The organism is Janthinobacterium sp. SUN026 (assembly GCF_030397625.1).
Lineage (GTDB): Bacteria > Pseudomonadota > Gammaproteobacteria > Burkholderiales > Burkholderiaceae_D > Janthinobacterium > Janthinobacterium kumbetense.
This window is the reverse complement of sequence record NZ_JAPQNU010000009.1, coordinates 25,463-38,013: the sequence shown is the minus strand read 5'-3', so window position 1 is coordinate 38,013 and position 12,551 is coordinate 25,463. Positions and strand designations below refer to the sequence as shown.

Annotated in this window: 11 protein-coding genes; 1 reads left to right on the top strand and 10 read right to left on the bottom strand. The window is 62.1% G+C overall.

Annotation, left to right across the window (positions count from 1 at the left end; genetic code table 11):
* Window position 1: 1 nt before the first annotated feature.
* From OX459_RS26600 to queA, 10 genes are all read right to left on the bottom strand, one after another.
* Window positions 2-1,306: an HlyD family efflux transporter periplasmic adaptor subunit gene (locus OX459_RS26600; protein WP_289907244.1), complete on the bottom strand. Its 1,305-nt coding sequence runs from the start codon at window positions 1,304-1,306 to the stop codon at window positions 2-4.
* A 558-nt stretch (window positions 1,307-1,864) separates the two neighbouring features.
* Entirely contained in the window at window positions 1,865-2,029 is a 165-nt protein-coding gene (locus OX459_RS26595) for a hypothetical protein (RefSeq protein ID WP_289907243.1), read from the bottom strand.
* A 196-nt stretch (window positions 2,030-2,225) separates the two neighbouring features.
* Entirely contained in the window at window positions 2,226-2,852 is a 627-nt protein-coding gene (locus OX459_RS26590; RefSeq protein ID WP_289907242.1) for a glutathione S-transferase family protein, read from the bottom strand.
* 90 nt (window positions 2,853-2,942) lie between these two features.
* Window positions 2,943-3,644 (bottom strand): YafY family protein, encoded by a 702-nt coding sequence (locus OX459_RS26585; RefSeq protein WP_180278668.1) that lies wholly within the window; start codon window positions 3,642-3,644, stop codon window positions 2,943-2,945.
* A complete protein-coding gene (locus OX459_RS26580) occupies window positions 3,641-4,390 on the bottom strand; it encodes a hypothetical protein (protein ID WP_289907241.1) in 750 nt (249 codons plus the stop codon). The genes OX459_RS26585 and OX459_RS26580 overlap by 4 nt, the downstream gene beginning before the upstream one ends.
* A gap of 74 nt (window positions 4,391-4,464) precedes the next feature.
* Window positions 4,465-5,487, bottom strand: a complete 1,023-nt coding sequence (gene secF, locus OX459_RS26575) for a protein translocase subunit SecF (RefSeq protein ID WP_289907240.1) — start codon at window positions 5,485-5,487, stop codon at window positions 4,465-4,467.
* Window positions 5,488-5,577: 90 nt separating this feature from the next.
* Window positions 5,578-7,443, bottom strand: a complete 1,866-nt coding sequence (gene secD, locus OX459_RS26570; RefSeq protein WP_099666209.1) for a protein translocase subunit SecD — start codon at window positions 7,441-7,443, stop codon at window positions 5,578-5,580.
* Between the two features lie 97 nt (window positions 7,444-7,540).
* On the bottom strand, window positions 7,541-7,873 hold the full coding sequence (yajC, locus tag OX459_RS26565) for a preprotein translocase subunit YajC (protein WP_077408845.1): 333 nt from the start codon (window positions 7,871-7,873) through the stop codon (window positions 7,541-7,543).
* Between the two features lie 196 nt (window positions 7,874-8,069).
* The gene (gene tgt / locus OX459_RS26560) at window positions 8,070-9,209 is read right to left on the bottom strand and encodes a tRNA guanosine(34) transglycosylase Tgt (RefSeq protein ID WP_077408846.1); all 1,140 of its coding nucleotides are present in this window, start codon (window positions 9,207-9,209) and stop codon (window positions 8,070-8,072) included.
* Between the two features lies 1 nt (window position 9,210).
* Window positions 9,211-10,266, bottom strand: coding sequence for a tRNA preQ1(34) S-adenosylmethionine ribosyltransferase-isomerase QueA (gene queA / locus OX459_RS26555; RefSeq protein WP_289907239.1), 1,056 nt, complete (start codon window positions 10,264-10,266; stop codon window positions 9,211-9,213).
* A 177-nt stretch (window positions 10,267-10,443) separates the two neighbouring features.
* Here queA and recG point away from each other — a divergent pair, with 177 nt between their 5' ends.
* The gene (recG, locus tag OX459_RS26550) at window positions 10,444-12,546 is read left to right on the top strand and encodes an ATP-dependent DNA helicase RecG (protein ID WP_289907238.1); all 2,103 of its coding nucleotides are present in this window, start codon (window positions 10,444-10,446) and stop codon (window positions 12,544-12,546) included.
* Window positions 12,547-12,551: the final 5 nt, after the last annotated feature.

Below are 12,551 nucleotides of genomic sequence, written 5' to 3'. Positions count from 1 at the left end.
CTTACAAGCGCCCGGAAATGCTGAACAGGGGTTCGAGCACCCATTCATACAGGCGCCGCTGTTCCAGCAGCACGCTGGCGTCGACCAGCATGCCCGACTTCAGGGGCAGGGTTTCGCCATATGCCTGCACGCTCTGGCGCTGCAAGGTCAAGCGGATGCGGTACAAGGGTTCGCCATTCGTGCCGCTGACGGCGCCCGGCACGGCCAGCTCTTCGGGGCGCAGCGAGGTGCTGGCCACTTCGCGCACCAGCGCCGGATACTGGCCGAATTTCTGGTACGGATACGCCTGGTAGCGCAGCAACACCGTCATGCCCGGCTTGATGAAGCCGACCGAGCGCGACGGCGCGTAGATTTCCGCCTCCAGCTGGGCGCCTTGCGGCAGCACGGAGGCGAGCACGCTGTTGGCCGCCACGGTTTGCCCCAGTTCGGTGGTGATGGCCGTGACCATGCCATCCTGCGCCGCGCGCACGAGGATTTCGCGGCGCGCCTCGTTCTCCGTCAGGTCTTGCTCGATGGCGGAGACATTGCGCTGCAAGCCTTCCGTGTCGCGCTGCGCCTGCACCTGCAGGTCGCGCACGTCCGCTTCCGTGGTGGCCAGGTCGCGCTGGCTGGCCGACTTGATGCGCTGCAATTCCGCCAGGCGCTGGTGCTGGTCCAGCAGTTCGGCTTGCTTATCCTGCAGTTGCGCCGACGAAATGTAATGGGTGGCGTGCAGATCGCCGTAGCGCTGGTAGGACTGTTCCGCCAGGGTAATGCGGCGCTGCTGCAGCATGATCTGGCCGTCCATGCGGGCGATTTCCGCCGCCAGGTCGCTGGCACGGCGCTGTCCCGCCGCCATGCGCTGGCGCGATTGCAGGCGCGACTGCTGCAATTCCGCGTCATAGCTGTCGCGCCGGCTTTTCAGCAGGGTCGAGACGACTTGCTGCGGCGCACCCGCATTGGCGCTGCTGCGCTCGCCCGACAGCACGAACAGCACGTCGCCCGCGCGCACTGCCTGCCCTTCCTTGACGCGCACCCCGGCGATGACGCCCGCCTGGCCCGGCATGACGCGGATCACGCCGCTGGTCGGCAACAGCACGCCCTGCGACTGCGCCTTGCGCGTGGTGCTGAAGAAGATGAAGAAGGCGACGATGGCCAGCGCGATGGCGAGGAACAGCCAGGTCAGGAATACATGGCTGACGGGCCGCGCCAGCAGCACCGTACCGTACTGTTTGTTGCTCAGATGCTCAATGGCTTGCTGGCGGAACAGGGGCTGGGTCGGCGGGGAGGGGCTGGCGGCGGCGGAAGCGCTGGGCTGGTCACGCAAGATGATGGACTTTTCGAAAAATAGTTTTAATCAGCCAAAACTGAACCTTGTTATGCCAGAGTGCCACATTTTACCAATCAGACCCTGGCCCAACATTCCAAAACCACATGTCCCTGTCTTTCAGAATGCAATACGATATTTATTTTCATTCGCATCAAATATTCAATTTTATCAAAACGGCATCCAAAAAATCAAGAACGAACCTCATGCATAAGCAACCCATATCTTTTCTAAAAAATACGAGGAAAATATCCTGATTTTCAAGCCATTTGAAATTTACCTATTTTGCATGCCTCAAAAAATATCTTTGATAATTTAACAATCAAAAGAAAATTCTACATCAATCCCATAAAATAAGTCCATCTAATTATCGCGGGATGAAAATTTAAAAATCACCAGAATTTTATTTCAGATACCTCAACCAGGTTCAGAAAATGACTTCCGTTTCGAATCAGGTGATTGCCCCCCTGCATGGCTGCGCCCGGACCATCCCCCTGGTCCTGGAAGAAATCAAGAATGGGACGGTGCGGTGCCGTCGCTGCTGAAGGTGTTCGTCCATCAACCAGCAGGCTTCTTGCCCGCTGGCGGCGGTGCCGCCGGCTTGACCGTGTCGACGATCAGCACATGCTTGTCCATGGCCTGCGTTCCCTGCTTTTGCTGGACGACTTGCGTGGCGACCGCCTTGGTACTCAACAGGGGTTTCGGATGGCGTGGCATGAACATGGCGTACCTGCTGGCAGTGGGATAGGCCCCATATGTGCAGCAAGTATCAAATTATCAAGCCACCCTCAAACACCGGACAAAAAAAACCCGCTCGAAAGCGGGTAAAGTCCAAAGCTAGGGATGTCCTGAAAGAGACAGCCCTATCTTATGCGGTGCGCCGCGCCAGCTCCGTGCGCTGGCACACTTAGCGCGCAGATTATCCCGGCGATAGCTGCACGTCCGTTTCCTGCCAGGCGCGCAGCTGCCGCACGCGGGCAAACCACGCCTGGATGTGCTGGTACTGCGCCAGCGGCAGCCGCACGGCCTCGCTGTACATCAGCGGCGCGGCCACGGCGAAATCGGCCAGGGTCACGCCTTCTCCGCTGAGCCAGCCGCGTCCCGCCAGATGCGCGTCCAGCACCACGGCGCATTCATGCAGATCGCGCTCGCCGCGCGCTTCTTCCAGCGGATCCGCCGGACCATTGCCCGTCATGCCCTTCCAGGCGCGTTCCCAGGCCAGCACGCTGATGGCGGGCGCGAAGTGCTGCGCGGCCCAGAACAGCCACCGGTTGACGTCGGCGCGGGCTTGCGGCGCCTGCGGATAAATCGTCTGGCCCGGCACCTGCTCGGCCAGGTATTGCATGATGGCGCACGATTCCCACAGCAGAAAAGCGCCATCGGCCAGCACGGGGACCTTGCCGTTCGGGTTCAGCTCGGACAGGCGGCGGCGGTCATCCGCATTCATCAGGTCGACTTCCGCCAGTTCCAGCGGCAAGCCGAGGTGGATCGCCGTCATCAGGGCACGGCGGGCATTCGAGGACATGGGGTGGTGGTACAGGCGCATGGCAGATGGCTCCGGTGAGTGAAGAAGCCACCATCGTAGTCGCCGTCACTGACAGTTTTTGTCAGGAGCAGATGTCAGGATTCCGGGGCGCTAGCTTTCCGGATCAATCTCGTGCGCCTTGCGCCAGGCATCCAGCAGCACATGGCGCCGCGTGGGATAGCGTTCGTCATGCTGCTGCACGCTGGCGATGCGGTCGATGCGGAAATGCCGGTAATCGCCACGCAGCTCGCACCATGCGGCCAGCAGGCGCTTGCCTTCGAAAAACGCCAGGGCAAACGGCCACACCGTGCGCGAGGTGGCGCTGCCATGCTCATCCTGATAGCCCAGGGTGAGCTTCTGTTCGTAGCGGATGGCCTCGCGCACGGGCTGCACGTAGCGGTCGGCAGGCTGCGTGCCATCGGCGGGGCGCCCCAGCGGTACCCACAAGCTGGTCTCGGCCATGCTGTCGCGCAAGTCGCGCGGCGAGGCGGCCGCGATCTTCGCCAGGGCATTGCTGGCCGCCTGCGCCAGGCCGGCATCACCCTGCCGGCGCACCCAGCGCGCGCCCAACACCAGCGCTTCCAGTTCATCGGCGCCAAACATCAGCGGCGGCAAGAAGGCGCCACGGCGCAGCACATAGCCGATGCCGGCCTCGCCCTGCAGGGGCGCGCCCAATTCGGCCAGGGTCTGGATATCGCGATAAATCGTGCGCTCGGAAACGCCCAGCTGCTGCGCCAGCTGGGCCGCCGTGACGGGCACGCGCCTAGCGCGCATGGCGTCCATCAGCAGGAACAGGCGGCCGCTGCGGCTCATGGACAGGCCTGCAAAGCCTGGTCGCCCATGACCAGGGCCGACAGGGCCGGCACGTACAGATAGCCGTCGGACGCCAGGCGCGCCGCGCGCGTCCCCTCTTGCACGCCGGTGATGCCGTAGCAGCGCTGCAGCCGGCCGGCGGCTGGCCACCAGTAGACGGCCGCCTCCTGGTCGGGAAAGCGCTGGCGCACGCTCTCGGCCTGCGCCGCCACTTGCCGGAAATCGCGGTAAAGGGCGGGGGCGATGCCCAGCTCCGCGGCAAACGCCGTTTCCAGCGCTGCCGTCTCTGCCAATTGGGCCGCCAGCGCCGCCGTTTCACGGTCAAGCTCATCGGCAGGCACGCCCGCCTCGATCAGGCTGCGGCGCATGCGCTCCGGGCCGGCCTGCGCGCGCAGGAACGCCGATTCCTGCAGCGCCAGCACTGCGCCGGCGGGGATGTGCATATGGTGCGCGGCCGGGAAGACGTACAGCGCGCAACTGCCCGCGCAGACGGTGTCGACGGACAGGTCCCACTGCTGCTGACGCAGATAGCGCCCCAGCAACATTGCCGCCTGCGGATCGCCGCCATCGCTATTCACCCGCAACAGCACGGTGCCTGGCGTGGCCAGCAGCCGCACCTTGTCCACATCACCGCCAGCGATGGCGCCGCGCAGGACGATGGCATCGCCGGCCACCCGGCTGACATCCGCCGCGCCGGCCAGCGCGTTCACGCCCATCATCGCCGCCATCCATAAAAAACGCTTCATCATCATCCATCACAAAAAAAAACGACCACCGCGAGGGGTGATCGTTCTTGGGTTCGCTGTGCAAAAACCTGCGTTTACACCACGGCGCCGTCGGTTTCGTCTTTTTCCTTGATCGGCTTGATCAAGTCTTCGCGCTTGACGCCCAGCCACATGGCGATCGAGGCCGCGACGAACACGGAGGAGTAAATACCGAAGCAGATACCGATGGTCAGCGCCAGCGCGAAATGGTGCAGGGTCTGGCCGCCGAAGACCAGCATCGACAGCACCATCATCTGGGTGGAACCGTGGGTGATGATGGTACGCGAAATGGTGCTGGTGATCGCGTTGTCGATCACTTCATGCACGGAAGCCTTGCGCTGCTTGCGGAAGTTTTCGCGGATACGGTCAAAGATCACCACCGATTCGTTGACGGAATAACCGAGCACCGCCAGGATGGCCGCCAGCACCGTCAGCGAAAATTCCCACTCGAAGAAGGCGAAGAAGCCCAGGATGATCACCACGTCATGCAAGTTGGCGATAATGGCCGAGACCGCGTATTTCCACTCGAAGCGCACGGCCAGATATGCCATCACGCCCAGGATCACCACCACCAGCGCGTTCAAGCCGTTCTGCGTCAGTTCGTCGCCCACTTGCGGGCCGACGAATTCGACTTTCTGCAGCACCAGCGCTTCGTTGCCGGCGGCGTCCACGCAGGCGGTCTTGATCACGTGCTCGCCCTTGTCGGTGACGGTATCGATGCCTTTGGTCGCGCCTTGCTCGACCTTGCACAGGGTTTCGAACACGCGCTGCGAGGTATTCGCGGCAGTCACGCCCTTTTCCACCGGCAGGCGTATCATCACGTCGCGCGCCGTATCGAAGCTGGTCACGCCCGGCTCTTCATAGCCCATGGCGATCAGGGTGCCGCGTATGCCTTCAAGGTTGGCCGCTTTCGGGTACTTCACCTCCAGCACGGTGCCGCCCTTGAATTCCACGGACAGGTGCAAGCCCTTGTGGAACAGGAAGAAGACGGCGGCAATGAAGGTCACGGCCGAAATGACGTTGAAAATCAACGCATGGCGCATGAAGGGAATATCTTTTTTGATCCGGAAAAATTCCATGAAATCCTCTGAGTTCTGTTCTGTGCGTCCGGCGGCTGGGCCGCCGGACGCTATCGCTGTTGACGCTATTCGGTAAGTCGGAGCCCCGGCTTATTTGCTCGTGCCCGGTACCCAGACCGTGCCGATCGACAAGGTCGTCAGCTTTTTCTTACGGCCATACCAGAGGTTGACCACGCCGCGCGAGACGAAAACGGAGGAGAACATCGAGGTCAGGATGCCCAGGCAATGCACGACGGCAAAGCCGCGCACCGGGCCGCTGCCGAAGGCCAGCAGCGCCAGGCCGACGATCAGGGTGGTCACGTTCGAATCGAGAATCGTGGCCCAGGCGCGGTCGAAGCCGGCGGCGATCGCCGCTTGCGGCGTATTGCCGGCGCGCAGCTCTTCGCGGATACGTTCATTGATCAGCACGTTGGCGTCAATCGCCATGCCCAGCGCCAGCGCGATCGCGGCGATACCTGGCAAGGTCAGCGTCACCTGTATCATCGACAGCAAGCCGACCAGCAGCAGCAGGTTGGTGGCCAGGGCCAGCACGCTGAAGGCGCCGAACAGCATGTAGTAGGCGATCATGAAGATGGCGATGGCGATGAAGCCGTACAGGGTCGAATGGAAGCCCTTGGCGATGTTTTCCGCGCCCAGCTGCGGTCCGATTGTGCGTTCTTCGATGACGGTCATCGGTGCGGACAGGGCGCCCGAGCGCAACAGCAGCGCCAGTTCATTCGCGTTTTCCGCGCCGCCCATGCCGGTGATCTGGAAGCGCGAACCGAGTTCCTGCTGGATGGTCGCTACCGACAGCACTTCCGGCTTGCCCTTTTCAAACAGCACGATGGCCATGCGCTTGCCCACGCGTTCGCGCGTCGCTTCGCGCATCTTGCGTCCGCCGTCGCCATTCAGGTCGATCGACACGGCCGCTTGCTGGTTCTGGTCGAAGCTGGCCGTGGCGCTGGAGATATAGTCGCCCGTCAGGATCACGTCTTTCGCCAGCACGACAGGGACGCCCTTGCCGACAGTGAACAGTTCCGAGTTGAACGGGATGGCGCTCGACAGTTCGGTGCCAGGCACGATGGTTTCATCGACCAGGCGCACTTCCAGGGTGGCGGTGCGGCCGATGATGGCTTTCGCGCGGGCCACGTCCTGCACGCCAGGCAATTGCACCACGATGCGGTCAGGGCCTTGCTGCTGGATCAGCGGCTCGGCCACGCCCAGCTCGTTGACGCGCTTGGACAGGGTGGAAATATTCTGTTTTACGCCTTCGTCGATGGTTGCCTTCAGGGCCGCCGGTTTCAGGGTGATGTTCAGTTTCAAATCGCTGCCTTCGCCCGCATCGGCGAACGCCAGTTCCGTCATCTGGTCGGACAGGACATTTTTTGCCTTCAGGCGCGTCTCGGCGTCACGGAAGTTGATTTGCACGCTGTCGCCCACGCGCTCGATGCCGGCGTGGCGGATATTCTTGTCGCGCAACACGCTACGCGCGGCGGACTGGACGCCCTGGACTTTCTTGTTCAGTACGGCTTTCGCATCGACCTGCATCAGGAAGTGCACGCCACCGCGCAAATCCAGGCCCAGGAACATGGGCAAGGCATGCAATTTTTGCATCCACATCGGCGTATTGGCTTGCAGGTTGACCGTCACGATGAACGCGGGATCGGTGGAATCGGGGTTCAGATCCTTTTCCAGCACCAGTTTTGCCTTGAACTGGGTATCGGGATCGGCAAAACGCACGCGCACGGAGGCGAGATTGCCGGCGCCATCCATGGTGACACCTTCCGACTTGACGTTCTCTTTCGTCAATATTTGCTCGACTTGCGTCATCAGCTCGCCCGTCACTTTGACGGTCGACTTGCCGCTGGTTACTTGCAGCGCCGGTGACTCACCGAAATAGTTGGGCGCCGTATAGAGTGCGCCCAGCAATAAGGCGACGACGATGATGATGTATTTCCAGGCAGGATAGCGATTCATAGTGATTCAGCGTTCAGTGTTGAGCGTCGGAGGCGTCGCGAGGGGCGGCGGATAACCGCCCCGGATCTGTCATTGCCAAGGCAATGACAGCGAGGAATTACAGCGCCTTCAGGGTGCCTTTAGGCAGCAAGGTGGTGATGGAGCTCTTTTGCACCGTGATTTCGGTGCCGGCCGCCACTTCGATGGTGACGTAAGCGTCCACTACCTTGGAAACACGGCCCAGCATGCCGCCGGCGGTGACGACTTCGTCACCCTTGGCCAGCGCGTCCATCATCGCCCGTTGTTCTTTGGCGCGTTTTTGCTGTGGGCGGATCATCAGGAAATACATGACCACGAACATCAATACCAGCGGCAGGAAGCTGGTCAGGTTGCCGCCGAGGCCCAGGGCTTCGGTTGGGGCTTGCGCATAAGCGTTGGAAATGAAAAACACGGTGACTCCAGTTCTAATCAGTTTGAAAAAATAGCGCTGTATTCTAGCATTGGCTATACGTCATAACCCGAATTGCAGGCATGGCAACTTTAAATGGGGCTAAAAAAGCATTATGCAATGCTTTATCGCCCCAGTCCAAGCACCAATACACAAAACTTCAGGCCATGCCGCAGCCAGGGCTCAAGCTAAGCTTTTCTTAAGTTCCGCGTGCGCGTTCCGCATGGAATTGCAGGGTAAACGCGTGGAAACGGTCTTCGTCCAGCGCCTCGCGCATCTGGCGCATCAAGTCCAGGTAATAATGCAGGTTGTGGATGGTGTTCAGGCGCGCGCCCAGAATTTCCTTGGACCGGTGCAAATGGTGCAGGTACGCGCGCGAGAAATTGCGGCAGGCGTAGCAGCTGCAGGTCTCGTCCAGCGGCGCCTGGTCTTCCTTGTACTTGGCGTTCTTGATCTTGATGTCGCCAAAACGGGTAAACAGCCAGCCATTGCGGGCATTACGCGTCGGCATGACGCAGTCGAACATGTCGATGCCGTTCGACACGCCCGCCACCAGGTCTTCCGGCGTGCCCACGCCCATCAGGTAATGGGGCTTGTTGGCCGGCAAGCGCGGACCCACGTGGGCCAGCATGCGCATCATGTCTTCCTTCGGCTCGCCGACGGACAGGCCGCCGATGGCGATACCAGGAAAATCGATCTCTTCCAGCTTGGCCAGCGACTCGTCGCGCAGCATTTCGAACATGCCGCCCTGCACGATGCCAAACAGCGCATTCGGGTTTTCGCCGCGGTGGAACTCATCCTTCGAGCGCTGCGCCCAGCGCAGGGACATGCGCATGGACTTGGCCGCTTCCTCGATGGTGGCCGGACGGCCCTGGATTTCGTACGGCGTGCATTCGTCGAACTGCATGACGATGTCGGAATTCAAGACGCGCTGCACCTGCATCGACACTTCCGGCGAGAGGAACAATTTATCGCCATTGATGGGCGAATTGAAATGCACGCCCTCTTCCGTGATCTTGCGCATGGCGCCCAGCGAAAACACCTGGAAGCCGCCCGAATCCGTCAAGATCGGCTTGTTCCAGCCCATGAAGCCATGCAAGCCGCCGAATTTCTCCATGACGGTGTTGCCTGGACGCAACCACAGGTGAAACGTGTTACCCAGGATGATCTGCGCGTCGATCTCGTTGAGTTCCAGCGGCGACATGGCTTTCACGGAACCGTAAGTGCCCACTGGCATGAAGATCGGCGTCTGCACGATGCCATGGTTGAGTTTCAAGGTGCCGCGGCGTGCCTTGGTCAGACCGCTCGTGTCGGTCTTGAGTAGTTTAAATTCCAGCATGTCAGTCTTTCACGGGAGTATCAAGGTTCAGCGCAGCGCGCGATTGCGTGGTGAGCAGCATCGCGTCGCCATAGCTGAAGAAACGGTAATTCTGCGCGATCGCATGCGCGTAGGCGCTGCGGATCGGCTCATAACCGGCAAAGGCCGACACCAGCATCAGCAGGGTCGATTTCGGCAAATGGAAGTTGGTGATCAGGCGCGTTACCGTTTTAAATGCATAGCCGGGCGTGATGAACAGGGCCGTATCGGCGCTGCCCGCCACCAGCTGGCCGCTTTGCGAGGCCGATTCCAGCGCCCGCAGGCTGGTCGTGCCGACGGCGACCACGTCGCGCCCGGCCAGTTGGGCGGCGCGCACGGCGTCGACGGTTTCCTGCGGCATGGTGTACCACTCGGTATGCATCTTGTGTTCGGCCAGCACCTCCGTGCGCACGGGCTGGAAGGTGCCGGCGCCCACGTGCAGGGTCACATAGGCAAAGTTGACGCCCTTCGCTTTCAGCTGGTCGAGCAGGGCCTGGTCGAAATGCAGGCCGGCCGTCGGTGCCGCCACGGCGCCGGGCACCTTGTTGAACACCGTCTGGTAGCGCGTTTCGTCAAATTCGTCCGCATCGTGCTCGATGTAGGGCGGCAGCGGCAAACGGCCATGCGCCTCGATCAGCTCGAACACGTCGGCGTCGAAGTGCAGCGTAAAGAATTCGCCGGCGCGCTGGCCGACGATCACGTCGAAGGTGTCGGCCAGGCGGATGCGGCAGCCGGGCGGCGGCGACTTCGAGGCGCGCACCTGGGCCAGCACGGTGCGGTCGTCCAGCACGCGCTCGACGAGCGCCTCGATCTTGCCGCCGCTTTCCTTGACGCCGAAGAAGCGCGCTTTGAGCACGCGCGTATCGTTCATCACCAGCAGGTCGCCCGCCTGCAACAGCCCGACGATATCGGCAAAGCTGCGGTCAACCAGGGCGTCGCCGTCCAGATGCAACAGGCGCGAGGCGCTGCGCTCGGCCAACGGAGTTTGCGCAATGTTTTCTTGCGGCAAATTAAAATCGAAATCGGAAAGCGAATACATGCGTTTTGCTTCAAAAGTACGTCAAAAATGATTAGGAGTGCGCAATGGAACATCTGGCACTATACTGTGCGCCTATACAGGCATTACAATAATCCGCCGCAACAACTACGACTGCGGTACGCACAGGGTGTGCCGGACAACCCTCTATTTTACGCTAGCGGCACCAAAACCTTGCATATGTCCGATCCAAAGCCCGATCTTCCTCCCGCAGCCAAGCCCGCCGCGAAGCCGAAAGCCGCCAAAAAAGTGGTCAGCACGGAAAGCCGGCTGGCCAAACTGGGCTTGCGCACGGATATGGACCTGGTGCTGCACCTGCCGATGCGCTACGAGGACGAAACCAAGGTCTACACGATACGCGACGCCTGCCTGCGCGGCGGCGAGTCGTGGCAAGTCGAGGGCATCGTCACCAAGTGCGAAGTCAATTTCAAGCCGCGCAAGCAATTGCTGGTGACGATCGCCGATGAAACGGGCAATTTGCTGCTGCGCTTCATGAATTTCTATGGCAGCCAGGTCAAGCAACTGGCCGAAGGCACGCGGGTCCGCGCGCGCGCCGAACTCAAACACGGCTTTTTCGGCGCCGAGATGGTGCACCCGACGTATAAGGTGGTCAACGAAGGCGCGCCGCTGCCCACAGCCCTGACGCCCGTGTACCCGTCCGGCGAAGGCCTGTCGCAGCACGTGCTGCGGCGCGAAATCGCCGACGCCATTCGCCGCATCGACTGGCAAGACACCTTGCCCGATCATCTGCTGCGCGACATGCAGCTGTCGCCGTTCCGCGCCGCCGTGCACCTGCTGCACTATCCGCCGCAGGACATCGATGAAAGCGCGCTGATGGACCGCTCGCACCCGGCCTGGGTGCGCATGAAGTTCGATGAGCTGCTGGCGCAGCAGCTGTCGCTGAAACGCGCCCAGCGCGCGCGCCGCTCGAAAGGCGCCGCCTCGCTGCCCGTCGTCGGGACTTTATCGAAGGCCTTCGGCGCCGCCCTGCCCTTCAAGCTGACGGGTGCGCAGGCGCGCGTGCTCGAAGAAATCCGCGCCGACCTGCGCCAGCCGTATCCGATGCAGCGCCTGCTGCAAGGCGACGTCGGCAGCGGCAAGACGGTCGTCGCCGCCCTGTCGGCCACGCAAGCCATCGACAGCGGCTACCAGGCCGCGCTGATGGCGCCCACGGAGATCCTGGCCGAGCAGCACTTCCGCAAGATCGCCGCCTGGATGGAGCCGCTGGGCGTGAAGGTGGCCTGGCTGACGGGCAGCCTGAAGAAAAAGGAAAAGACGGCGGCGCTGGCCCTGATCGAATCGGGTGAAGCGCAGCTGGTGATCGGCACGCATGCGCTGATCCAGGACAATGTGCTGTTTGCCAAACTGGGCCTGGTGATCGTCGACGAGCAGCACCGCTTCGGCGTGGGCCAGCGCCTGACCTTGCGCAACAAGGGCGACAGCGCGGCCGTGCCGCACCAGCTGATGATGTCGGCCACGCCGATTCCGCGCACCCTGGCCATGACGTATTACGCCGACCTGGAAGTGTCGGTGATCGACGAGCTGCCGCCGGGCCGCAGTCCCATCGTCACGCGCGCCATCGACCAGAACCGGCGCGACGAAGTCATCGCCCGCGTGTATGCGGCCGCGCTGGAAGGCCGGCAGGTGTACTGGGTCTGCCCGCTGATCGAGGAATCGGAAGCGCTGCAGCTGCAGACGGCCACCGACACCTACATGATGCTGGCCGACGCCCTGCCCGCGCTACAGGTGGGTCTCGTGCACGGCCGCCTGAAGCCGGCGGAAAAGCAGGAAGTGATGGACGCCTTCATCGCCGGGCATATCCACGTGCTGGTGGCCACTACCGTCATCGAGGTGGGCGTCGACGTGCCGAACGCTTCGCTGATGGTGATCGAGCACGCCGAGCGCTTCGGCTTGTCGCAGCTGCACCAGCTGCGCGGGCGCGTGGGCCGCGGCTCGGCGGCCAGCGTCTGCCTGCTGCTGTACCAGGGCCCGCTGGGCGGCGTGGCGCGCCAGCGTTTGATGACCATGCGCGAGACGACGGACGGTTTTGAAATTGCCCGCCGCGACCTGGAAATCCGCGGCCCCGGCGAATTTCTCGGCGCGCGTCAATCCGGCCAGGCCATGCTGCGCTTCGCCGACCTGGAAACGGATCAATGGTTAGTAGATCAGGCGCGCGACGTGGCGCACGACCTGCTGCACGCCACCACGACGGCCGCCGCGGCCACCGTGGAAGCGCACCTGGCACGCTGGCTGGGCGGGAAAGAGGAATTCCTGAAAGTCTAGGAGCG

Coding starts and splice junctions, on each gene's coding strand:
- OX459_RS26595 (WP_289907243.1), bottom strand. CDS start 2,029: ATGTTCATGCCACGCCATCCGAAACCCCTGTTGAGTACCAAGGCGGTC.
- secD (WP_099666209.1), bottom strand. CDS start 7,443: ATGAATCGCTATCCTGCCTGGAAATACATCATCATCGTCGTCGCCTTA.
- secF (WP_289907240.1), bottom strand. CDS start 5,487: ATGGAATTTTTCCGGATCAAAAAAGATATTCCCTTCATGCGCCATGCG.
- recG (WP_289907238.1), top strand. CDS start 10,444: ATGTCCGATCCAAAGCCCGATCTTCCTCCCGCAGCCAAGCCCGCCGCG.
- tgt (WP_077408846.1), bottom strand. CDS start 9,209: ATGCTGGAATTTAAACTACTCAAGACCGACACGAGCGGTCTGACCAAG.
- OX459_RS26585 (WP_180278668.1), bottom strand. CDS start 3,644: ATGAGCCGCAGCGGCCGCCTGTTCCTGCTGATGGACGCCATGCGCGCT.
- OX459_RS26580 (WP_289907241.1), bottom strand. CDS start 4,390: ATGAAGCGTTTTTTATGGATGGCGGCGATGATGGGCGTGAACGCGCTG.
- OX459_RS26590 (WP_289907242.1), bottom strand. CDS start 2,852: ATGCGCCTGTACCACCACCCCATGTCCTCGAATGCCCGCCGTGCCCTG.
- queA (WP_289907239.1), bottom strand. CDS start 10,266: ATGTATTCGCTTTCCGATTTCGATTTTAATTTGCCGCAAGAAAACATT.